Here is a 23327-nt window from a genome sequence, read left to right as displayed (position 1 = left end):
CTTGACTGACTGTGTGGACAACGCCGTCAAGCAGTCACCCGCTCCGGCCGCCGCGAAGCCCTCCGGCGCCGCCTACCGCAACCTCGTGATGGCCACGATCGGCTTCGCGCTGACCTTCTGGGCCTGGAACCTGATCGCCCCCATGTCGGCCGACTACAAGGACCGGCTCGGGCTCAGCTCGTTCCAGCAGTCCCTGCTGGTAGCGGTGCCGGTGCTGGTCGGTTCGCTGGGCCGGATCCCGGCGGGCGCGCTCACCGACAAGTACGGTGCGCGGCTGATGTTCCCGCTGACCTCGGCGCTCACCATCGTCCCGGTGCTGCTGCTGATCCCGGCGCGGGACTCCTACGGCGCGATGCTCGCCGTGGGCTTCCTGCTGGGCCTGGGCGGCACGACGTTCGCGATCGGCATCCCGCTGGTCAACTCGTGGTTCCCGCCGTCCGACCGGGGCCTGGCCCTCGGCGTGTTCGGCATGGGCATGGGCGGGGTGGCCCTGTCCGGGTACTTCACCCCCCGGATCGCCAAGCACGGCGACAACCTGCCGTTCCTCGTGGTCGCCGGGGCGCTCGTGGTGTTCGCAGCGCTGGCGGCGGTGCTGATCACCGACCGGCCCGGCCGGCAGGTGCCGACCGACACGCTGGCCCACCGGCTGGGTGCGGCGGGGCGGCTGCGCGTCACCTGGGAGCTGTCGGCGCTGTACGCGATCGGCTTCGGCGGCATCGTCGCGTTCGGCGTCTACCTGCCGACGTATCTGAAGACCTGGTACGACCTCTCGCCGACCGACGCCGGCACGAAGGCCGCCGGGTTCGCCCTGGTCACGGTCATCTTCCGGCCGATCGGCGGCTGGCTCTCGGACCGGATCCACCCGGCGCTGGTCTCCTCCGTGGCGCTCGGGGTGGCCGCCCTGATGGCGATCGTCCAGGCCTTCGACCCGAAGCTGGTCCCCGGCGGCACGATCGCGCTGCTCGTGATGGCGGCCGGTCTCGGCACCGCGAGCGGCAGCGTCTTCGCCCTGGTCTCGCAGGTGACACCGCAGGCGAAGGTGGGCAGCGTCACCGGCATCGTCGGCGCGATGGGCGGGCTCGGCGGCTTCGTCCCGCCGCTGGTGATGGGCGCGATCTACAGCTCGAAGGGCTCCTACTCGATCGGCTTCATGCTGCTGTCCGACCTGGCCCTGGCGGGCTGTGTGTACGCGTACGGGCGGATGCGGACCATCCAGCGGGACGCCTGAGACGCCCCCTCACGACGGAGAACGGCAGCGGCCCCGCCGGGACGCTGCCGTTCGTCGTGTGCCGGGTCAGTGCGGGGCGGGAGCCGCCGCGCGCTGCTGCTCGAACCGCTCGGCCCAGTAGGCCGTCCGGTCGAGATAGGCCGTCTCGGCGGCCGCCCCGGTCTTGCCGTAGGCCCCTTCGTAGGTCTGGTAGCCGTGTCCTGCGGGCGGGGTGCTCGACGCGGGTTCGATCGGGCTGCCCTCGTGCCATTCGTTGAAGGAGGTGACGGAGACCCAGGAGGGTGATCCGCCGATGGCCGGGTCGAGCGCGTTGCTCCACTCCAGGTCGTAGGAGGCGCCGTCGTCGCGGCCCAGGGTGGGGGTGGTGTTGCCGGGCACGGCACGGTCGTCGATGTAGCCGGGAGCCACCGAGGGCGCCCAGACCAGACCGTTGGCCTTCGCGTACGCCCCTGCCTGCTGCCAGCCGGGTGCGGTGGCGCCGGCGATGCCGTCGTAGGTGTAGATCCCGCCGAAGTGCGCGACCTTGGTGGTGTCGGTGGTCTGCGCGAGGACGATGGCGCTGTCCCGTACGGCGTCCAGGGCCGACCAGTCCTGGATCCTCAGGCTCTCGAAGATGTAGAACGCGGGGCGGTCGCCGTGCTCCGCGTCCCGGTAGTACGCGGGGTGGCTGCCGAACTTCCCTTCGAGGTAGGCGATGTCGTCGACCACGGAGGCCGCGGTCCGGCCGCTGTACGGCTCGATGTGCCAGGCCACCTTGATCCCGTGCCGGGCCGCGGCGTCCAGCACCTGGCCGGCCAGGGAGTCCTCGTAACCGCCCTGTCCCCACCAGCTGTAGACGAGGACGCCCGCACCCGACTGCTCGATCCACTTCATGTGCTGCTCGACGGCCCCGGCGGTGTCACCGGAGTCGTACGGGCCGAGCTTCGGGTAGAGGTCGGCGCCGATGTCGTCGGGCGGGGTGTGGCCGCCCTGTTCCCAGTGGCGCCAGCTGCCGTTCGTCTCCGGGGTGCCGTACCAGGGGTAGTAGAAGAGGTGGACGTTCGACGAGCCCGCCGCCGCGGCCGGTGTCTCCTTGGCCAGGGTGAAGCTGTCGATGTCGAAGAGCGACCCCGCTCCCCCGGTGAAGCTCAGGAACAGCGGGCCCGAACCAGACGCGGTGAGGGCGCCGGTCACCTCCGTGAAGGTCTCCCAGCCGCCGGTCGGGGCGACGGCCACCGATCCGAGTACCGGCCCGGTGGCCGATCCGGAGCGGACCTGGACGGTGCCGCCCGCCCCGGCCGAGGAGACCCTGGCGGTGAAGGAGGTCGCCCCGGCCGTGTCGACGGAGGCGTAGCCCGCCCAGTCGCCGTTGTCGATGTACCCGAGGGTGGCCCCGCCGCCGGCCCCGGCGTGCGCGGCGCTCTGCACACCGGATGAGGAGGTGTACGACTCCGCCTCGACGGCTCCGTCACCCGGTTCCGTGGTTCCGGAGCCGCAGTCGGCCTGCACCGCGCCGGCCGCGTACTGGATTCCGCCGAGCAGCAGCCGGCGGAAGTCCGGATCGCCGTACGACTCGATGGTGTGGCCGAGGCCGGTGTAGAAGGACCGGCCCTGCTGCTGCGGGTGGCACCAGGTGATCGGGTGGTCGCCGCCCATCTCCCCGCCGGTGTAGCTGCTTTCGTCCAGGGTCTGGAGCACATGGACGTCGGCGCGCGGGTTGGTGCGGTAGTTGTACAGCTCGTCGGTCCGGATCCACTCGTCGTCGAGGTGCGAGGTCGCCGGGTGGGCGTGGTCCTCGGTGAGGACCTTCGCCTGCTGGATCGCCGGATGGCTCTTGAACCAGGCGCCGACGAGGTGTTCGTAGGACGGCCAGTCGTACTCCGTGTCGGCGGCCGCGTGGACGCCGACGAATCCGCCGCCCCCGTCGACGTACGCCGACAGCGCGTCCTGCTGCGCGGAGTCCAGGACGTCACCGGTGGTGCTGAGGAAGACCACCGCCTCGTATCCGGCGAGGTTCTGCGGGGTGAAGGCGCTCGCGTCCTCGGTGGCCGTGACGGTGAAGCCGTCCGCCGTGCCGAGTTCCTGGATGGCGGTGATGCCGGCCGGGATGGAGTCGTGCCGGAATCCGGCGGTCTTGGAGAAGACCAGCACGTCGTACGGGTCGGCGGCCGCGGCCCCCGCGGGGGCGGGGGCCAGGAAGGCCGCGCCGAGGGCCAGGGCGGCGGCGCACGCGACATGCCGTGCGCGCCGGGCCAGTTGGCGTCTCATCCGTGGATCACCCTTCCGTCTCGAAGGTGAAGGCGTCGACGTCGAACAGATTCCCCTGGCCCGTGGGGCCCTTGAAGACGAGGAAGAGTTCGGTGGAGCCCGCGGGGGCGTTGCTCACATCGGCCGACACGTCCGTGAAGGTCTCCCAGCCGCCGGTGGGGGCGACGGTCAGGGTGGAGAGCAGCGTGCCCGTGGCGGAGCCGGCGCGGACCTCGATGGTGCCGCCGGGTCCCGCGGACGAGACCCTGGCCGAGACGCTGGTGGCGTTGCCCACGGCGTACGGCTCGAAGGAGATCCAGTCCCCGTTGTCGGTGAAGCCGACGGTGGCGCCGCCCTCGGCCGCGCCGTGCTGGGCGGGCTCGATGCCGGACTGGGCCGCGAAGTGCTCGGCCTGGCGGTGGCGCGGCTGCAGGATGCTGTCGCTGTGGCTGGTCAGTCCGCCTGCGTCGGTGTACTCGGCGTCGAAGACCCCGTAGATGTTGGCCGCGCTGTCGTGCTCACCGTCGACGGGGACGTCGATGGTGCCGGAGCAGCCGTTCTTCGAGGTGATCTGGTGGCGGTGGCTGTCGTGGCCGAGCAGATAGGTGACCTTCACCTTCGAGCAGTCGACCGTGCCGTCCTCCGGGTCGGTGACGGTGACGGTGAAGGGCACGGAGTCGCCGAAGGAGAAGAGCGAGCCGTCGACCGGGGTCGTCAGGGTGACGGTGGGTGCGGTGTTGCCCGCCGTCACGACGAGGCTGGCGGTGCCCGTGAGCCCGTCGGGGTCGGTGACCGTCAGGGTCGGGTGGAAGGTCCCGGCGGTGGTGTAGGTGTGCTGCGGGTTCGCCTCGGTGGAGGTGGCGCCGTCACCGAAGTCCCAGGCGTAGCTCAGCGCCCCGCCCTCGGGGTCCTCGCTGCCGGCCGCCGAGAAGGCGACGGCGAGCGGGGTGGGTCCGGAGGTGCGGTCCGCCGCGGCCTTGGCGACGGGTGAGCGGTTGCTGCCCGCCAGGTACTCGACGCGGTAGAGCGCCTGGTTGCCGGATCCGGTGCCGTAGTCCAGGACGTACAGGGCCCCGTCCGGGCCGAACGCGGAGTCCATGACCTGGGTCCCGGTCCAGGGGAAGGTGTCGATCGTCCCGGGTGAGCCGTCGGCCTTCACCTCGATCGGCTTGATCCACTTGCGGCCGTACTCGGCGGCGAAGAAACGCTTGTCGAGTGATTCGGGGAACTTCACGGCCGAGTCGAGGCCGGCGTCGTAGTGGTAGACGGGCCCGGCCATCGGGGACTCGGAGCCGCCGCCGAACTCGGGCGGGGTGCCCGCGTCACCCGCGTACCTGATCCAGGCGGGCTTCACCGCGGGCAGCTCGGGCCGGCCGGTGTTGCGGAAGGAGTTGTTGGCCGGGCCGCCCGCGCAGTCGTACTTCGCGCCGGACGGGCCGCTGGGGAAGGTGTACTCGTTGTACGTCTCCGAGGCGGTGTTGGTGCCCGTGCAGTACGGCCAGCCGAAGTTGCCGGGGCCGGTGACACGGTCGAACTCCACCTGGCCGCTGGGGCCGCGGTTGGCGTCGGTGGTGCCGGCGTCGGGTCCGTAGTCGCCGATGTAGACGGTGCCGGTCGGCTTGTCGACGGACATCCGGAACGGGTTGCGGAAGCCCATGGCGTAGATCTCGGGCCGGGTCGCGGCGGTGCCGGGGGCGAAGAGGTTGCCGGCCGGGATCGTGTAGCCGCCGTCGGCGGTGGGCTTGATCCGCAGCAGCTTGCCGCGCAGGTCGTTGGTGTTGCCCGAGGAGCGCTGGGCGTCGAACTGCGGGTTGCGGTCGGTGCGTTCGTCGATCGGCGCGTAGCCGCCCGACTCGAACGGGTTGGTGTCGTCGCCGGTGGTCAGATAGAGGTTGCCGGCCGCGTCGAAGTCGATGTCGCCGCCGACGTGGCAGCACTGGCCGCGGTCGTTGGCGACTTCGAGGAGGACCTTCTCGCTCGCGGTGTCCAGGGTGCCGTCGGTCTTCAGCGTGAACCTGGAGAGGTTGAGGTGTCCCTTCCAGGCGTCGAAGTCGGCGGCGGATCCGGTGACGGGGGCGTCGCCGCCCGGGGTGTTCAGGGCGGGCGAGTAATAGAGGTAGAGGTAGCGGTTGTTCGCGAAGTCCGGGTCGGCCGCGACGCCCTGGAGCCCTTCCTCGTCGTGCGTGTAGACATTGAGCTTGGCGGCGGTCTTCGTCGCTCCCGCGGCGTCGGTGAGCCGGACCGTGCCGTCGCGGGCGGTGTGGACGACCGAGCGGTCCGGGAGGACGGCGAGGGACATGGCCTCGCCCAGTTCGGCCGCGCCGAGGGCCAGTTGGACCTGCTGGTAGTCGGCGGCGGGTATGTCGGCACGGGCGTGGACCGCGGTGGGGGCGGCGGGTGCGGCGGCCGCGGTGCCGGCGGCGAGGCCACCGGTGGCCACCAGGGTGAGCGCGGTGACGACTCTGGACCAGAGTGGGGGAGACAGGGGCATGAACGCTTTCCTTCCTGACGGTGCGTGGGGTTGTCAGGCAAGGCGCTGTCGCGCTTTGCGACGTGCGGGTGCGGCCGGACGAGCATGGGAATGACCAGGTTTTTTTCTTCCTGATCACCTGGGAATGCTCAGCCGGAGTGAACTTTTTGCATGCTGGCAACGCAAAATTAATTTGTCAAGGTCCCAACCAAATCCCCGGCGGGTGCCCCGTACAGCCACCCGCGCCGCGGCTCGCACCGGACTCCGGGGCCGGAAGCGCTTCACCGAATTAGGCTGCGCGACGTGATGCCACTCTTGCCCGCACTCCAGGAATCGGCCGCTCCGACGGCCTCCCGCGAAGCCGTACGTTTCGGCGAACTGACACTGACCTACGCACAGTTGGGAGCGGCGGCGGATGCGCTCGCGGCCCGCATCGGCGACGCCGGGCGGGTCGCGGTCTGGGCGACCCCGGCCGCGGAGACCGTGGTCGCGGTGGTCGCCGCGCTGCGCGCGGGGGTGCCAGCCGTGCCGCTCAACCCGAAGACGGGCGAACGGGAACTGGCGCACATCGTCGCCGACAGCGCGCCCTCGGCCGTGCTGGCCGCGGCCGGTGACGTACTGCCGCCGGCGCTGGCCGGGCTGCGGCGGCTGGACGTGTCCGTGACGGCCCCGGCCACCACGGACGCCCGCTCCTTCCCCGAACCCTCCCCCGAATCCCCCGCCCTGGTCGTATACACCTCCGGCACCACCGGCCCGCCCAAGGGAGCCGTCCTGCCGCGGCGGGCGATCGCGTCCTCCCTGGACGCGCTGGAGGACGCCTGGCAGTGGACGGGCGACGACGTACTCGTCCACGCCCTGCCGCTGTTCCATGTGCACGGCCTGATCCTCGGCGTCCTCGGCCCGCTCCGGCGGGGCGGTTCGGTGCGCCATCTCGGCCGGTTCTCCGCCGAGGGCGTGGCCCGGGAGCTGGGCTCCGGCGGCACGATGCTGTTCGGTGTCCCGACGATGTACCACCGGCTGGCGGAAGCGCTTGCGGAACCGTCGGGGTCCGAGGGCCTCGCCAAGGCGCTCGCGGGGGCCCGGCTGCTCGTCTCCGGCTCGGCCGCGCTCCCGGTCCACGACCACGAACGGATCGCGGCCGCGACCGGCCGCCGGGTCATCGAGCGGTACGGCATGACGGAGACCCTGATGAACACGGGCGTACGGGCCGACGGCGAACCGCGCCCCGGCACGGTCGGCGCCCCGCTCCTGGGCGTCGAACTCCGCCTGGTCGAGGAGGACGGCGGCCCGCTCGCCGATCCCGCGTCCATCGGCGAGATCCAGGTGCGCGGCCCGAACCTGTTCACCGGCTATCTGAACCGCCCCGACGCCACCGCCGCGGCACTCACCGCCGACGGCTGGTTCCGTACGGGCGACATGGCCACCCTCGACCCCGACGGCTACGTACGGATCGTCGGCCGCAAGGCCACCGACCTGATCAAGAGCGGCGGCTACAAGATCGGCGCCGGTGAGATCGAGAACGCGCTCCTGGACCACCCGGGCGTCCGGGAGGCCGCCGTCACCGGTGAGCCCGACCCGGACCTGGGCGAGCGCGTCGTCGCCTGGGTGGTGCCGGCCGACCCCGCCGCCCCGCCCTCGGCCGCCGAACTGGCCGGCCACGTCGCGGCCCAGCTCTCCCCGCACAAGCGCCCGCGCACGGTCCGCTACCTGGACGCGCTGCCGCGCAACGACCTGGGCAAGATCATGAAGCGGTCCCTCCATGACTGACGCCCGCTCGATGTTCCGGCGCGCCGGTTCCGGTTCGGCGCGCAGGTGGGGCGAGGGATGGCTAGCGTGGCAGAGGGGCCCGTTCCCGCGTGAGGAGATGAGCGGTCATGGCCGCAGAACCACAGGGCACACCGTGCTGGGCCGACGCGACGTTCGGCGACCTGGAAGGCGCGAAGCGCTTCTACGGCGAGCTGCTGGGCTGGACGTACGGCGAGTCGCTGCCCGAGTACGGCAACTACACGCAGGCGTACGTGGACGGCAAGGCGGTCGCCGCCCTGTCCCCGCCCATGCCCGGCCAGGACGCACCCCCCGCCTGGTGTCTGTTTCTCGCCTCGCCGGACGCGGCGGCCACCGCCGCCAAGGTCCGCGAGAACGGCGGCACGGTCCTGGTGGAGCCGATGCGGGTCGGTGAGTTCGGCACGATGGTGCTGGCGAGCGACCCCGGCGGGGCAGCCTTCGGGGTGTGGCAGGCGGGCAGCCACGAGGGCTTCGAGGCGCGGGAGGTGCCCGGCGCCTACAGCTGGGCCGAGATCTACACCAGGGAGCCGGAGAAGGCGGACGCCTTCTTCCCCTCCGTCTTCGGGTACGGGGTGAAGCGGGTTGAGGCCGACGCGATCGACTTCACGCTCTACGACCTGGGCGCGGACCCCGTGCTCGGCCGGATGAGGATGACGGAGGACTTCCCGGCGGAGGTGCCGCCGCATCTGAACGTGTACTTCACGGTCGCGGACTGCGACGCGGCGGTGGAGAAGGCGCAGGCTCTCGGGGCGCAGCTCCGGTTCGGGCCGCTGACCATCCCGTTCGGCAGGTTCGCCGCGCTGACCGACCCGCAGGGCGCGCCGTTCTCGCTGATCGACGGCACGACGACCGGGGGCGAGATGCCCACGCTCACGGACGCCTCCTGACCGGTCGCCCCGCTCCGGCGCATCAGACCTCCGGTTCCCGCGTGCCGTAGCGCGCGGCCCCGGGCCGCCGTGCCGCGAACAGGGCCGCCGAGGCCTCGCACCCGCATCCGCTGCCGGTCACCGCGCGGCCCGGTTGGCCGTTCGGCGGGGGTTCGGGTGATCTCTGACCCGTAACCCTGCGCTCTGGTAAGCCAGTTGGTACGGTGCTTCTCTCCGGCGACGAGTATGGGGACCTCTCGCGGGGTGCGGCACGTTTGGGGGGCTCGATGACGACGACGCGGCCGAAGCTGCTCCTGGTGCATGGCATCGGGGGCCCGCGAGACGTGGAGGAAGAACGGCACACGTGGACGCGGGCCCTGGCCGAAGGTGCGCGAGCAGCGGGCCATGCCGATGCGATATCGGCCCTGACCATGGGCTGGTCGGTGGAAACCGACTTCGTTCACTACGCCGATCTCTTCACACGCGGCGGCGCCCAGGGTCCGAGCACCACGGAGCTCGACGACGATGTGGCCGAGCTGACCCTCGCCGTGGCCGTTGACGTGATCGACGCTCTGCTGGCCATGCCGGAGCACGCGGGCGACGCGCTGTTGCTGCGGTTGCGGGTACAGGCGGCGCCTGCTCCCGTGAACGAGGACGGCACGCCCAAGAACCCCGAGGGAACGGGCGCTCTCGTGCGCAGGGCGAGCGCTGTCTGCGCCAAACTCGCCCGGGTCCCCGGTGTTCAGCTCGCGGTGCAGCGGGTCAGTTCCGCCCAGTGCCTCGGAATGCTTTCGCAGCCTGGACGGTATCTGCGGCGCAAGGAGCACGCGGAGCTCCCGCAGGGGCGTGGCGCCTCACTGGACGAGCGGGTCCGGGCTCGCGTTCTCGACAAGCTCGACCCGGAGCGGCCCGCCATCGTCATCGGCCACTCGCTGGGATCCGTGATCGCCTGGGAGTCGCTGGCCGCGTACAGCGGCCCCGTGGCCCTGTTCGTCACCCTCGGCTCTCCCCTCGCCATGAACGCGTTGATATGGCAGCGCCTGCGTCCGCAGCCGCCGGCCGTTCCCGAAACGGTCGAGCGTTGGGTGGATGTCTGGGACGGGGACGACCCAGTGGCGCCCCGGCGCCGGTCCGCCGAGGTGGTGGCCCCCAACGCGGCGGGCGTGCGGCCCGAGCCGGTGCCCGTGGACTCACGCTTGTTGTGGACTCACTCGGCCCTTACCTACCTGCGGCGTCGCGAGGTCGCCGGACCGGTCATGGAGGCCGTCCTCCGGCTCTCCACGACGTCATGAGCGCGGTGGCGGACACCTCCCTGTCCCAGGCCCGCCACGTGCTGGTCGTCGCGACCCAGTGTCCGCAGGCCGACCAGGACCTGCCCGACCTGGCGGATGTCGCGGACCAACTGCACAGGACGCTGACCGACCCGTCATTAGGCGCGTGCCAGGACGGTGGGGTGGCCGATGCCGAATCGCTGCGGTCCGGCCGTGCGAAACGGGAGACCGTGGACACCGCCGTCCGCGAGGCCATCGTGCTGGCCGGGCAGGCACGCGCTGTTCTCGTCCTGGCCTTCCTCGGCCATGGGCAGTCCCCCAAGGGCTCGCCCCACCTGTACTACATGGCCCATGACAGCGACCTGGAGGACGCGGGCACATCGGTCGACGTGCACAGCCTGATCACGGCGGCCGTCAACCGCCGGGGCGTCGCCGGAGTCGTTGTGCTGCTCGACACCTGCCAGTCAGGGGCCGCCCTGCCATCTGCCGGAGACCTGGTCGGCGGGTTCCGGGACGGCCAGACCCGGTTCTCGGTGCTGGCCGCGGCTCCGGCCCAGGAGCCCGCGTACGACCTGGACTTCAGCCGGCAGCTGATGCGCCACATCCGCACGGGCTTCGACGAGGCGGGGGAGTTCGTGCCGATGCGGTACTACCGCGAAGCCCTCACCGCCGACCTCCCTGACCAGGATGCACTCGCCTTCGAGTACGACGGGCTGCCGAAGGTGGAGAAAGGGCTCTGGCTGTCGGTGAACACCCGTCGCAAACGCGTACGAGCCGCCCATGGCCTCGGGACGATCGGGGCAGCCGATCTCGGCCTCGCGCTGCACGCGTGGCCAGAAGGTGGTGGGGATGCCGCTGCGCGCTGCCAAGAGACCGGGGAACTGGTCGCCCTGCGCGACCGGGCCGCCGACAGCCCGGACTTCGCGGCCCTGCGTGTGTACGAGGTGGTTGACAACCTGCTCCTCGTACGGGAAGCCGAACTGTTCCTCGTCAAGTGGGCCGGACACGTACTGACGAGTTTCAGCGTGCGACGGGCCATGGCCGAACTGAACACCCTCACCAACGACTCCCGCGAGCCGATGAGAGCCGCACCCGGGCTGACCGGCAGCGAACTGCTGCGCCACTGGCTCGAACACGCGGCGCTGCGCACGACGGACAGGGACGGCCACCGCACACCGGCGGACGCGGTGGCCCGGTGTCTGGTGGCCGTCGCCCACGCCTGCGGTCTGGATCCCGCCGGCGACGAGCTCCGGGAGTGGGCCGACGTGAAGGGGCTCACCCTGGAGGTCAACGACGCGCGGGAGTGGGCACGTCAGCTCCGCTTGCAGGGCAGAGCCGGCCTGGTGGTGAGCCTGCACGCGGCCCGCTACGACTGGCCGGAATCACTGACCGTCTGGTTGCGCCAGGGCACCGAGTGCACGCATGCCGAGACCTTCGCCTGCGCACCCACGCAGGCGGGCGTCGAACAGACCCTGACGAGCGTGCTGGACTGGGCCGAGGAACGCCTTCCTCCCGACGTCCGGCTGGACCATATCGACATGGTGGTGCGGGCGGAGCTGCTGCCGACCTGGCGGCCCGAAGAGGCGGAGGTCGGCCTCTTCCTGCTGGGCGTGGACCGTTCGGTCGTCCTGCGCTGGGCCGACCGCCTCTTCGTACCGCGCTACCTGCGCAGGATGAACGAGATGGCTCGGCGGCGCCTCGAAGCCTGGCAGCACCAAGTCCTGACGACCGGTGAGGCACCGGTCGACTGGGTGAACGCCTCCAGCACCCCGGAGGTGGAGGAAGTACGCAAGGCGTTCAAGACGGGCTCCTTCCAGCGGGCAGCGGGCATCGGCCGGCGTTCGAGCGTGTTCGCCGAACTCATCCAGGTGCTGCTCCCCTACACTCCAGTGCTGCTGTGGCCCGACGAGGAGACGGGTGTCGTCAGCCGGCCTCCCGCCGTGCTGGCGAGGCTGTGGGAGCGGCTGCCCGCCGACTTCATCCGTGCGCAGCGACTGCGCTGGGCCGTGTCGGCGAACGGGGTGGCAGCCGGTCCGCCGAGCGACGAAGGCGTGGACCTGGCGGAACTGGCCCTGCTGCGGGCGGCGTGGCACGACCTGCCCTGGCTCGACTTCTGCGATTCCTTCCAGGAGAAGCCCACCCTGTCCAACGGAGGTACGTGATGGCCTGGGACACGTTCTACCGCGGTACGGGCGAACCGCACGACACGACGCTGCCCGATGCCCCTCCGTGGCGGGTGTTCCCGCGCAGCTCCGCACCTCGGACGTTCAAACCCCCCAAGGGGCTGACCGACGCCGTCAACGCTGCGGTCTTCCTCCACCGGCCCCTGTTGATCACCGGCGCGGCGGGAAGCGGTAAGTCGACCGTCATCGAGCAGGTCGCGGACGAGCTGCGGCTGGGTCCCGTACTGCGTTGGCACATCACCTCGCGAAGCACCCTGCCCGACGCCCTGTACCGCTACGACGCGCTGGGCCACATCCAGTCGCTGCGGCTGGCTCAGTCCGGTGCCCCGGTCAAGGCCGTGGACGACATCGCGGCCTTCCTCCAGCTGGGCCCGTTGGGCACGGCCCTGCTTCCGGACACCACCCGGCCCCGCGCCCTGCTCATCGACGAGATCGACAAGAGCGACCTGGACCTGCCCAGCGACCTCCTCGATGTGCTGGAGCGGGGGGTGTACGAGATTCCCGAGCTGGTGCGGCACAGCAGATCCCGGGTATCGGTACGCCGCTGGAGGGGCGACGGCGAGGACACGACGACGGAACTGCCGCCGTACGAGGTCCAGGAGGGGCGGGTGCAATGCCAACGGTTCCCGTTCATCGTGATGACGAGCAACGGCGAGCGGGAATTCCCGGCACCCTTCTTGCGGCGGTGCATCCGTTACGACATGCCTCGCCTCTCGGTGGAACTGCTGCGCGAGGCGGTGGAGGCGCACGTCGAGCAGTCCCTGCCCCCGCACGCGGCCGAACTCGTACAAGAGTTCGTCGAGAGAGTGGCCCGGGGCGAGACGCTGGCGGTCGACCAGCTCCTGAACGCGGTGAAGCTCGTCATCGACGACCACGGGCCGACAGGCGAGCAGCGTGACCGGCTGATCGGCTACCTGCTGCGGAACCTCTCCGGTGCGTGATCTCGCGGAGGTGCTCGATGCCCTCCTCGGGGTGCTGCCGCCGGATGACCATGACGCGACGCTCTTGGCCGACGCGTTATGGATCGCGGCCGCCTCCTTTGATCCGTCACCGCCGAGGGACGCTCCCCTCGGCACGTCACGGCACGGGCCCGCCGAGGCCGGGCGGCCGTCCGCCAGGAAGACGCCTGCCGCCGACAGCCGCCCCGCACCGCGTGACGCGCCGGAAGGACCGGACGACGGGCCGGACGAAGCGCCGGACGACTTGAGACACGGCCCGTACGGTCTCTACGAGCACCTCCCCGAGCCGTTGGAGGGCAACGACCTGGCCGAGGTCAGCGTCGCATCCGTCCGCGCCCTCCCCCGAGCCGTGGAACTGGGGCGCGCCCTGCGCCCGTTCATGCGCCGCTTCCCCCGCGGACGTCGTACCGGTCTGGATCTGGCGGCCACCATCGACATGTACACCCGGGAGGGAGAACTCCTGCCGGTCGTGGGGCCGTTGCCGGAGCCGTGGTTCGATGTGCTCCTCGTCATCGACACCCACCCGTCCATGCAGGTGTGGCACGACGCGATCCAGGAGTTCGCCACACTCCTGTCGAACAGTGGCGCCTTCAGGCAGGTGCGGCAGTGTTTCCTGTCGACGGAGCCTCACCCCGACATGACCGATGGACGCGGCCGCGTGGTCAACTCGCGCACCGTGGCCGTACCCGACCAGCGCAGGCTGGTGCTCGTCCTCTCCGACTGCGCGGCACCGGCCTGGTACGGCAACGAGATGTGGCAGCTCCTGCGCACCTGGGCCGCCCAAGGTTCGGTCTCCATCGTCAACCCCCTGCCATCGAGGCTGTGGCACCGGACGGCGCTCGACCTGCCCGCGGTGCGTGTACACGGTGGCCGCCCCGGGGCGAGCAACACCTTGCTGTCGGTCACCGTGCCGCCCCATCTGCGTGCCGTGCTCGGCGACGAGTCGACACACGTAGCGATTCCCACGCTCACTCTGACCACCCATTCACTCAACCGCTGGGCACGGGGGCTGGCCAGAGGTGCCCCGGAAGGGTACGAGGCGGTCCTCGTCCTGCCCTTCGGGGCACCCGAGGACCCCTTCGCGTCAACCGACTTCGTGTCGGCCGACGGGGAGACGGACCCCCGGAACCAGGACCACGCGGGGGTGGGCGAGGCGTTCATCCGCACCGCCTCACCGCCCGCCGTGAAGCTGGCCGCGCTGTGCAGCGCGATCCGGCGGTTGAGCCTGTCGCTGATCCAGCTGATCAGGCAGGAGGTGGTCCCCGAGGCCACCAGTTCCGACGTCGCCGAGCTGCTGATGAGTGATGTCCTGGACATCAGCGGCTCACGCGACGACCCGCACGTCATCACCTTCAGGGAGCAAGCACGTGCCGCGCTGTCCGGGGCCGCCGGCAGACATGACACCTGGCTGCTCCTCGACGCACTGAGCCGCTATGTCGCGAGGCAGGTGCGGCTGCCCGGCAACGGCCTCAACGCCATCGCGGCTCTCGACACGGACGAGATGACCGAGGACCTGCGCCCCTTCGCGTACGCCTCCGAAGAACTCGTGAACGCGCTGCGTATCGGCTCGTCCTCCCGCCGGTCCCACCGGATCGGCAGCGGGAGGCGCGGCCCCCGAGGTTCTGAAGGGACCTTGTCCTTCCTGCCCGACCCGTTGCACAGTGCCGCCCTCCTCATCGGCGCCATCCCGGCGGACTCCGAGAGCACCGACAGGGACGAAGTGGAAGCGGTTCTGGGGCAGATCGCGTCGCTGATGACGTCCCCGGAGGGATGGAACCTGCCGAGCGAGCGTTGTGTGCGGTTGGTCGGTGCGCAGGAGTCCCAGGTGCGACGATCCCTGAACTCGATGGCCGCAATGGCTGACGAGGCCCTGCTGGTCTGGTTCGTCGGGCGACAGGAGCGGCCCGGTGTCTGGCTGCTGGGCACCGGAAGCGAGCAGATCCATCCGCTGGAGCTGCTGTCCGGCCTCGACGTGGCCCACCTGCTGGTGGTCGCGGACACATGCCCCGCACGGCCCCCGGGTGAACCGGGTGAACCGGGCGGACTGGTTGAGAACAGGGCGCTGGTCACCGCCCAGTGGTTCACGTACGACCGTGCATCCGAAGAGAGTCCCGCTGCCTCGACCACAAATCTCTTGCGTGCAATCGAGGCAGGGGTGGCGAACGCCCCACCGCTGCTCACACTGCTGCACCTCGTCCAGGAAACCGACAGGTCGATGGCTCAGCGGAGTTCCTGGCGCTCCAGTACGTGGGAGTCCTCCGGCAGCACAGCGCCTGCCCTCGTACGCAATCGCGCGGTGACGACTCCGCCCAGGAAAACAGCCTCGGACGCATCGGTGCTCCGGCTGGTCCGCAAGGTCCTCGATGAGCTGCAACTGGCGAAGGCGTCCGAAGCGGCGGCGGCCGAGCGGGTGCTGGATGCCTTGATCAGGCTGCTCGCGGCCCGGGTCGCAAGCCCCCGCCCGGACCGAAGCCTCCCGCAGGGTGCCGATGAAGGCACATTCCGTGCGGAGCTTGAGGACTTTCTGGGCACGCGCGGACTGGACGTCCTGGCCGGCACCCACTTCTCGCTCCTGTGCCGGTTTCCGTCGGCCGACGTCGGCGGGGTGGTACCCATGGAGGTCCTCAACTTCGACGACGCCTCGCGATGGGTGAGGCCGTATCCCGACGCTTCGGCGGAGCGGTTGCGGCTCCCGTCCTTCGCCGTTCTCCTCGTGCTGGAGGGCAGTCGGGACGCCCGTCGCCAGACGCTGACCGAACGCGTGAAGGTCACGAGATCCGCAGGAGGCGGATTGGTGACGCTGCATTTCCCCACGGCGCCCCCCGCTCCCGTACGGCCCGGCACTCGCACAGAGCTGTCCCACCGGGAGATTCGGGCAGACGTTATCGACTTCTGCGCCTCCGCTGCCCGGCTCGAAACGACCGAGTCCCGGGAGGTCTTCCTCCATCTGTTGTCGGTCAGCCCGGACGCACTGCCGCGGGGCCTTTCGGACACGCAACTGCTGACCCTGCGCCCCAGCCTGGCCAAGCTGCACCTGACGTCGCAGGGCGACGTGCGGGAGCTGAGCGTGCCTACGACCGCCGAGCTGGCCGGGCTGCTGCCGACCCGGTCCCTCGGGCGGGACGTCACCGTCCTGTCGGGCACCGAGGTGGACAGCTACGCGTTCGTGAAGGTGGAGCTGCCCTTGGTGCTCGTCTTCGCCGTGCGGCCGTCGCCGACGTCCACCGTGGAGCTCCTGCGGATCGAGGCCACGGCCCGATAGCTTCCCCGGGGAGTGTGCCGGGGCGCCGAGCGTGCCGCCCACCTGCTGGAGTCCGTACCGGCGGACCCGTCTGTTCAGGCCTCCGGCGTCCGGGCGTCGTAGCGCGCGAACCCGGGCCACCGCAGCGCCAGCAGCGCCACCGCGACCACACACGCGATCCCGCCGCCGGTCACGGCGAGCCCAGGCGAGGCCAGGTCGGCGACGGACCCGGCGAGGAAGTCACCGAGCCGCGGTCCGCCCGCGACCACCACGATGAACACCCCTTGCAGCCGGCCCCGCATCGCGTCGGGGACGGCGGCCTGGAGCATCGTGTTGCGGAAGACCATGGACGTCGTGTCGGCGGCGCCCGCGAGCGCCAGGAAGACCAGCCCGAGCCAGAGCTGCCGGGTCAGCCCGAAGACGGCGACGGCGGTGCCCCAGCCGGCGACGGCGAACAGCACCGTGAGGCCCTGCCGCCTGATCCGCCCCAGCCAGCCGGAGAACACCCCGCCCAGCAGGGCCCCCAGCGCCGGGGCGGCGACCAGCAGTCCGGTGGTCTTCGCGTCACCCCCGTACCAGAGCCCGGCGACGACGGGGAACAGTGCGCGCGGCTGGGCGAGCACCATGGCGCACATGTCGGTGAAGAAGGTCATCCGCAGATTGGGCCGGGTCCCGAGGAACCGCAGCCCGTCCGCGACGGAGGCCCGTTTCCCGTCCCCGCTCTTCCCCTCGCCCCGCTCCGGCAGCATCGAGGGCAGCCGCCACATCGCGTACAGCGAGGCCGTGAAGGTGACCGCGTCGACGCCGTACGCGGCGCGGTACCCCCACCATCCGACGATGAGCCCGCCGAGCATCGGCCCGACGAGCATGCCCGTGGTGCTGGTCATCGAGCTCAGCGCGTTCGCCGCGGGCAGCTGCTCGGCGGGCAGCAGCCGGGCGATCATCGAGCTGCGGGCGGGTGAGTTGAGCGCGAAGCAGACGGCCTGGAGGGCGACCACCCCGTACAGCAGCCCGACCCGCTCCACCCCGGCCACGGTGATCGCCACCAGCCCCACCGAGAGGGCGAACGACCCGAGGGCGCTGGCGAGCCCCAGCTTGCGCCGGTCGACGGTGTCGGCGATGGCCCCGCCGTACAGCCCGAAGACGATGAGCGGCACGAGCGAGCAGAATCCGATGAGCCCGACGGAGAACGCGGAGCCGGTGAGGTCGTACACCTGGAGCGACACGGCGAGCGACGTCATGCCCTGGCCGACCCAGGAGACCGTGTTCCCGAACCAGAGCCGCCGGTAGTGGGGGGAGGTCCGCAGCGGGGTAAGGTCGGCGAATATTCGGGTGCGGGATACATCGGGTTCGGTCGTTTCGGTCACGGAAGATGGTAGCGACCGGGGCCGGGCGGAAAGCCGGCCGGTCTCCCGGGTCCGGGATCGGACCGCAGCGGGGCGCGACCGGCCCCGGAAACGCCAAAGTCGCAGGGAAGATCGTTTCTTCACCTGCGACTCGCAGTGGGGCGGGTGGGACTCGAACCCAAACCGGTGACGCGCCTCACCTGCGACTTTACCAAAGCGCCCTGCTTGTACCCTCATTTCGATGCGGTTGCGTCCTACTCGATCCGGCCCGATCGGGGGTGTTGCAGCGTTCACGGCACCACCTTCCAGTGATCCGCAGAGTTCACGGCACCGACAACTCCCCGCTCCAGCCTCGTCGAAGCGGCACTCATTCGGGCCACCGCCGCCACGCACACGATCTCGCCGTCCGTCACGGCGAGGCCCGGGGATGCCAGGTCGGCGACGGATCCGGCAAGGAAGTCCCCCAGCCGCGGGCCGCCCGCGACCACCACGACGAAGACGCCCTGGAGCCGGCCCCGCGTCTCGTCGGGTACGGCGGCCTGGAGCATGGTGTTGCGGAAGACCGTGGACGTGGTGTCGGCGGCGCCCGCGAGGGCGAGGATGACCAGCCCGAGCCAGAGCTGACGGGTCAGCCCGAACACAGCGATGGCCGTGCCCCGGCCCGCCACCGCGGACAGCACCGCGCGTCCGCGCCGGATCCGCCCGAGCCAGCCGGAGAAGACCCCGCCCAGGAGCGCCCCCAGCGCCGGGGCGGCGACCAGCAGGCCGGTGGTCTTCGCATCGCCCCGTACCAGAGCCCGGCGACGACGGGGAACAGGGCGCGGGGATGGGCGAGCACCATGGCACACAGGTCGGTGAAGAACGTCATCCGCAGATTGGGCCGGGTGCCCAGGAAGCGCAGTCCGTCCAGGACGGAGGCGCGCCCGGCGTTCCCCGGCCCTCCCTCGCCCCGGTCCGGCAGCATCGCGGGCAGCCGCCACATCGCGTAGAACGAGGCCGTGAAGGTGACCGCGTCGATGCCGTACGCGACCCGGTAGCCCCACCAGCCGACGGCCGGCCCGAGCAGCATGCCGTGGTGCTGGTCATGAAGGACAGCGCGTTGGCCGCCGGCAGCTGCTCGGGCGGCGGCAGCCGCGCGAGCAGCGAGCTGCTGGCCGGTGAGTTCAGCGCGAAGCAGACCGCTTCGAGCGCCACGCCGCGTACAGCAGCCCCAGCCGCTCCACCCCCGCCACGGTGACGGCGAACAGCCCCACCGATGGCAGAAACGATCCGACCGCGCTGTACAGCCCCAGCTTGCACCGGTCCACGGTGTCCGCGATCGCCCCGCTGTACAGCCCGAACGCCACCAGCGGCACCAGGGAGCAGAACCCGACCAGTCCACCGAGAACGCCGCCCCCGTCAGGTCGTACACCTGGAGCGACACCGTGGCCAGGTCATCCCCTGGCCCACCCACGACACCGTGTTCCCGAACCAGAGCCGCCGGTAGTCCGGCGAGCTGCGCAGGGGCGTCAGGTCGGCAAATATCCGCCGCCGGGGCGGGGCTCGTCCGCCGCTTCCGCGGGTTCGATGAGGGATTCGGTCACAGGGGAGGGTAACGGCCTGCGGCGACCCGGGCCCGGCCGGCCCGCCTCCCGCGCGGGTCAGCCCGTCGCGAGGGCGGCCGACGCGGCGATGAGTGCGTGCCGTCCCGGGCCGGGCCTCCCGGTCCGGACCTGGGCCACGAAACGGCCCAGGTCGCCGCGGACGGTGGCCGAGTCGATGCGCCTGATCACGGGCAGCGCGGCCTCAGCGATCAGACAGGCTTCGTCGATCCGGCCCGCACCGGCGAGGGCGGTCGCCCGCCGCACCGCGAAACGCGCCTGCGAGTTGCTGTCCGCCGGGGCGTCCGGCCGCCGCTCGGCAGCGAAGAGGTCGGCGGCGGGCCCGAAGCGGCGGAGGCTGAGCATGCACGACGCCTCGATGAGCAGGGGGTTGGCGTTCTCCAGGCGCGGCCCCCAGTGCGGGGCCCGTTCGCCGGCGGCCTCGGCGGCGTGGTCCCGGAACCGCTCCAGCGCCTCCCGGCACGCCGCCGCGTCGCCGAGGTGCGCGTACGCCTGGGCCGCGCGGCGGTCGGCGTGCGCGCGGATCTCCGGGGTGGCCGCCGGATGCCCGGCCGCCTGCGCGGCGAAGGAGACGGCCGCCGCGGCGTCACCCCGGTGCTGGGCGATGCACGCCTTGCGGACGAGGGCATAGGCGGCCACCGTTTCGTCACCGCCCCGAGCGCCCCAGCGAACGGCGCGCGCCGTCCAGTTCAGCGCCTCGGCGGGATTCCCCGACTCCTGCGCCATCCATCCCGTGTATTCGGCGAACCGTGAGGCCAGCAGCCATATGTCGGCGCTCCGCTCGCCCACGGCATGAGGGCCGGCCTCCGTCAGGGTCCGGGTGATCGACTTCATCGACGCGATGACGAACCTTGGTCCGCCGGATCTGCCGACGTCCTTCAATTCCCGCAGGATCTGCTCGTATCCGTCGACCAGCGGAGCGGCGTCGACGACTTCGTCGGCGCGGATGTCACGGCCGCGTGCGCGGGCCCGTTCGACGAGTTCCCCGCCGGCGCCGAAGGCCGCGTCGCACGCGGTGGCGACGGCGGGCGTCGGATTGCGCGATCCGCTCTCCAGATTGCAGATCTGGCCTTCGGACACATGGACCCGCCGGGCGGTCTCGCGCACGCTCCAGCCCCGGTGCGCCCGCAGCGCGGCCAGGACGACGCCGAAGTCGCCCGGGGGCAGCGGCAGGTCCGCCGTGCTCCCCGTCGCGCTGTCGGCCCTGTCCATACCCGTCAGGTTACGGATCCTTGCGGCCGCTATTCAATCCCCCGTGAAAAGTCACCGTGCGCGTGAACTGCCCCTAGGGTGAACACCATTCCTGACAACCGGTCCTGCCGGGAAAGGGGGCCATTGTGCCGTGCGTCTTCCTCAGCTTTCGTAAACCGGACTCCCGTTGGATGCGCGACCGCGTCGACCGTGCGCTGTCCGACCGTTTGGGCGCCGATAGGATCTTCAAGTCGGGCCGGTCGATCGCACCGGGGTCGGATTTCGCCGACGTGCTCCGGAAACAGGCCGCCTCGTGCGAACTCATGTGCGTATTGATCGGGCCGAATTGGCTCGGTCTGCGGGATGAATCAGGCGTCCGGCTCCTGGACCGGGAACACGACTGGGTCCGGGTGGAAATCGCCACGGCCCTGCGGGCGGGAAACCGCGTCGTCCCGGTCCTCCTGGGCGAAGCGACCCTGCTGCCCGACGCCTCGGCGCTGCCGGCCGAGATCGCGGACCTGGCGCGCCTGCAGTTCGTCCGCGTGCCGGAGACCCATCTGCCGGAGGGCCTGGCGCACTTGGCCGACGAGGTGGCCGAACTGCTGGCCGCCGAGGATCCGGCGGACGGCCCCGGGGACGACGGGCCGGGCGCGGGACCGGAGCCGTCCACGACGATGACGGCCCATGTGTCCGGCGGCGGCAGCGCCTACATGGCAGCCCGTGACCAGACGATCAGGCTGGCGTGAGGGGCGGACGATGGATGGTTTCGGAGAAGAAGGTGCCCGCCGCGTCGGCCCGTACACGCTGCTCAGACAGGAGCGCGTGACCGACGGGAGCGAGATCTTCACGGCCCGCGCGGACGAGGGGCCGCTGGTCACCGTCACGCTCGTGAAGGCCGGACCGGCGGCGGACCCGGGGTTCCGGGTACGCTTCCGGGCTGCGGTCACCACGGCACGGACGCTGTCCGGCGCCTTCCTCGTCCCGCTGGTGGACGCGGACGTGGACGCGCCGCTTCCGTGGGTGGCGGCCCGGTTCACCGCCGGACTGCCGCTGCGGCGGGCCGTGGACCGGCACGGACCGCTCTCTGAACCGGCGCTGCGGATGCTCGCCGACGGCCTCGGCCGGGCGCTGGCCGTCCTCCACGAGGCCGGGGCGGTCCACGGCGGGGTGAGCCCGGACTCCGTGCTGCTGACGATGGACGGGCCCCGCGTCCAGGCCCTGGGGACGGCTGCCTTCGCCGGCGGCCCGGCGGCCACACCGGCGGACGACATGTCCGCCCTCGGATCGGCCGTGCTCTTCGCGGCCTCCGGCGGCACCTCGGACACCCGCGCGCTTCCCCTGTCGCTGCGCGAAGTGATCGGCGGCTGCCTCGACCCGGTACCCCAGGACCGCCCCACCGCGCGGCAGTTCGTTACCTATCTGAGCGACCAGAACCTGCCGGTGCTCACCCGCGGATGGCTGCCGCCCGAGGTGACCGCCGACATGGCCGCCGCGAGCGCCGGGGCAGGTGGCCGAACCGCCCCGTCGGCACCACCGGCCGACGCGGGGGTCAGCCGGCGGAAGCTGCTCATGGCGCTGGCCGGAAGCACCGTCGTACTCGGCGGGACCGCTGCGGCCTTCGCGTTCTCCGGCGACTCCTCACCCACGTCCGACGGCCGGGCCGGCGGGCCCTCGCCCACCGCGCGGCCGGGCTCCGCGGCGGGGCGGCGTTCCTCGCCGGGCGCCTCCGCCTCGCCGTCCCCGTCCGGCGGGCCGAAGCGCGTCGTACTGGCCGGATCCGACGCCGTCACGCTCTGGTCCCGGTCCGGGAAGACGGCGCCGACCTGCGTCGAGGGCTCCGGCAAGGTGGTCATGCTGAGCACCGCCTCGGGCACGTCCTTCCTGGACGGCGCGACCGGGAAGTCCGTGTACCGCTCCCTGAAACCGACGGTTCCCTTCCGGGAGAGCAGCTTCCAGCACCTGACGGCGTACGCGGACGGCATGTTCTACCTGATCTGCGATACCCCGGACGTATCGAGCGTGCTGGCCTCGTTCGACTCCTCCACCGGGCGGGCGGCGTGGGCGGTCGCGCTCACCGCCTCCGACCCCGGCGGCCCCGCGCTCATCTCCCCGTACCGGGGCAACTACGTGGCGGTCGCGGGAAAGACGGTCTACGTGTGCGGGCAGGTGCGGGAGTACAAAGGGAAGTGGTCGGCCGACGACCCGGTCATCGGCTTCATCCGCGCCTTCGACGCCACGAACGGCAAGAAGCTGTGGCAGGTGAAGGGCACGGACATCAACAACGTGCTGGTGCCGCCCACCGGTTCGCATCTGCTGGCCGCCTCGGCGATTCCGGCCAAGCGCTCCGGCCGTATCCAGATGTTCGACACGGGACGGAAGGGCGGCCGCGGCTGGAAGGTGCCCGTCTCCTACAACTCGCCGTACTTCAACCTGGGCTGGCCGCTGACGTGTTACGGGGAGGGGCTGTTCCTGTTCGCCGGCGGTGAGGGCAACACGCTGTTCGCCGTCGACGCGGCCACGGGACGGGAGAAGTGGCATCAGCGCTTCGACGCGAAGAACGGGGACCAGGTCAAACTCGGCACACCGTTCACCAGCCCGGACGGCACGGTGGTCTATGTACCGGTCGGCAGGGACCTGGCCGCCCTGACCGTGGCCGACGGCACGTCCCGGTGGATCGCCGTGCTGGAGGACGCTGACGAGGACGGGGGCGCCACCCTGTTCAACGCCTCCCTCGCGATGGGCGGCAGACACGCGCAGTGCTCGGCCGACACGGTCTTCGTCACCGACAGCGGCCAGACGCTGTGGGCCATCGACGCAGCCACCGGCGCGGCCCGGTGGAAGTACCGGGACCCGGGACAGCCGGACACGGGGTTCCTGTGGACGGTCGGCGGCGACCACGTCTACATCGCCTCCAATCTGACGATGACCGCGATCTCAGCTCACGGGCGATAGGAACGGAC

13 protein-coding genes and 1 pseudogene are annotated in these 23327 nt (G+C 71.3%); 9 read left to right on the top strand and 5 right to left on the bottom strand.

Going from position 1 to position 23327, the window contains the following annotated elements; genetic code table 11:
• Positions 1-13 precede the first annotated feature (13 nt).
• Complete coding sequence (locus OG521_27290) at positions 14-1228, top strand: MFS transporter (protein WUW24268.1); 1215 nt, start codon at positions 14-16, stop codon at positions 1226-1228.
• 66 nt (positions 1229-1294) lie between these two features.
• On the opposite strand, the gene OG521_27285 is transcribed toward OG521_27290, so the two are convergent.
• Together OG521_27285 and OG521_27280 are read right to left on the bottom strand one after the other, a co-directional pair.
• Positions 1295-3475 (bottom strand): ThuA domain-containing protein, encoded by a 2181-nt coding sequence (locus OG521_27285; GenBank protein WUW24267.1) that lies wholly within the window; start codon positions 3473-3475, stop codon positions 1295-1297.
• A gap of 7 nt (positions 3476-3482) precedes the next feature.
• Positions 3483-5945 (bottom strand): PQQ-dependent sugar dehydrogenase, encoded by a 2463-nt coding sequence (locus tag OG521_27280; protein WUW24266.1) that lies wholly within the window; start codon positions 5943-5945, stop codon positions 3483-3485.
• A 285-nt stretch (positions 5946-6230) separates the two neighbouring features.
• Between OG521_27280 and OG521_27275 the strand changes: the two genes are divergently transcribed.
• The 6 genes from OG521_27275 to OG521_27250 all read left to right on the top strand — a co-directional run bounded on the left by OG521_27275 (position 6231) and on the right by OG521_27250 (position 16250).
• Positions 6231-7691 (top strand): acyl-CoA synthetase, encoded by a 1461-nt coding sequence (locus tag OG521_27275; GenBank protein WUW26813.1) that lies wholly within the window; start codon positions 6231-6233, stop codon positions 7689-7691.
• A gap of 107 nt (positions 7692-7798) precedes the next feature.
• Positions 7799-8596, top strand: coding sequence for a VOC family protein (locus OG521_27270; GenBank protein ID WUW24265.1), 798 nt, complete (start codon positions 7799-7801; stop codon positions 8594-8596).
• Positions 8597-8862: 266 nt separating this feature from the next.
• Complete coding sequence (locus OG521_27265) at positions 8863-9867, top strand: alpha/beta hydrolase (GenBank protein ID WUW24264.1); 1005 nt, start codon at positions 8863-8865, stop codon at positions 9865-9867.
• Entirely contained in the window at positions 9864-12008 is a 2145-nt protein-coding gene (locus tag OG521_27260) for a hypothetical protein (protein ID WUW24263.1), read from the top strand. Before OG521_27265 ends, OG521_27260 begins: the two co-directional genes overlap by 4 nt.
• Entirely contained in the window at positions 12008-12970 is a 963-nt protein-coding gene (locus OG521_27255) for an ATPase (protein ID WUW24262.1), read from the top strand. The genes OG521_27260 and OG521_27255 overlap by 1 nt, the downstream gene beginning before the upstream one ends.
• Positions 12963-16250, top strand: a complete 3288-nt coding sequence (locus OG521_27250) for an SAV_2336 family protein (protein WUW24261.1) — start codon at positions 12963-12965, stop codon at positions 16248-16250. The genes OG521_27255 and OG521_27250 overlap by 8 nt, the downstream gene beginning before the upstream one ends.
• Positions 16251-16324: 74 nt before the next feature.
• On the opposite strand, the gene OG521_27245 is transcribed toward OG521_27250, so the two are convergent.
• The 3 genes and pseudogenes from OG521_27245 to OG521_27235 form a co-directional block, all read right to left on the bottom strand.
• Positions 16325-17596, bottom strand: a complete 1272-nt coding sequence (locus tag OG521_27245) for an MFS transporter (GenBank protein ID WUW24260.1) — start codon at positions 17594-17596, stop codon at positions 16325-16327.
• A gap of 269 nt (positions 17597-17865) precedes the next feature.
• Positions 17866-19012: pseudogene (locus OG521_27240) on the bottom strand (MFS transporter).
• A 203-nt stretch (positions 19013-19215) separates the two neighbouring features.
• Entirely contained in the window at positions 19216-20388 is a 1173-nt protein-coding gene (locus OG521_27235) for a helix-turn-helix domain-containing protein (GenBank protein WUW24259.1), read from the bottom strand.
• Positions 20389-20513: 125 nt separating this feature from the next.
• Here OG521_27235 and OG521_27230 point away from each other — a divergent pair, with 125 nt between their 5' ends.
• Complete coding sequence (locus OG521_27230) at positions 20514-21113, top strand: toll/interleukin-1 receptor domain-containing protein (protein WUW24258.1); 600 nt, start codon at positions 20514-20516, stop codon at positions 21111-21113.
• A gap of 10 nt (positions 21114-21123) precedes the next feature.
• Complete coding sequence (locus OG521_27225; protein WUW24257.1) at positions 21124-23319, top strand: PQQ-binding-like beta-propeller repeat protein; 2196 nt, start codon at positions 21124-21126, stop codon at positions 23317-23319.
• Positions 23320-23327 lie beyond the last annotated feature (8 nt).

This window comes from Streptomyces sp. NBC_01463 (genome assembly GCA_036227345.1).
Lineage (GTDB): Bacteria > Actinomycetota > Actinomycetes > Streptomycetales > Streptomycetaceae > Streptomyces.
The sequence above is the reverse complement of the archived record's forward strand: the minus strand, read 5'-3'. Positions and strand labels throughout refer to the sequence as shown.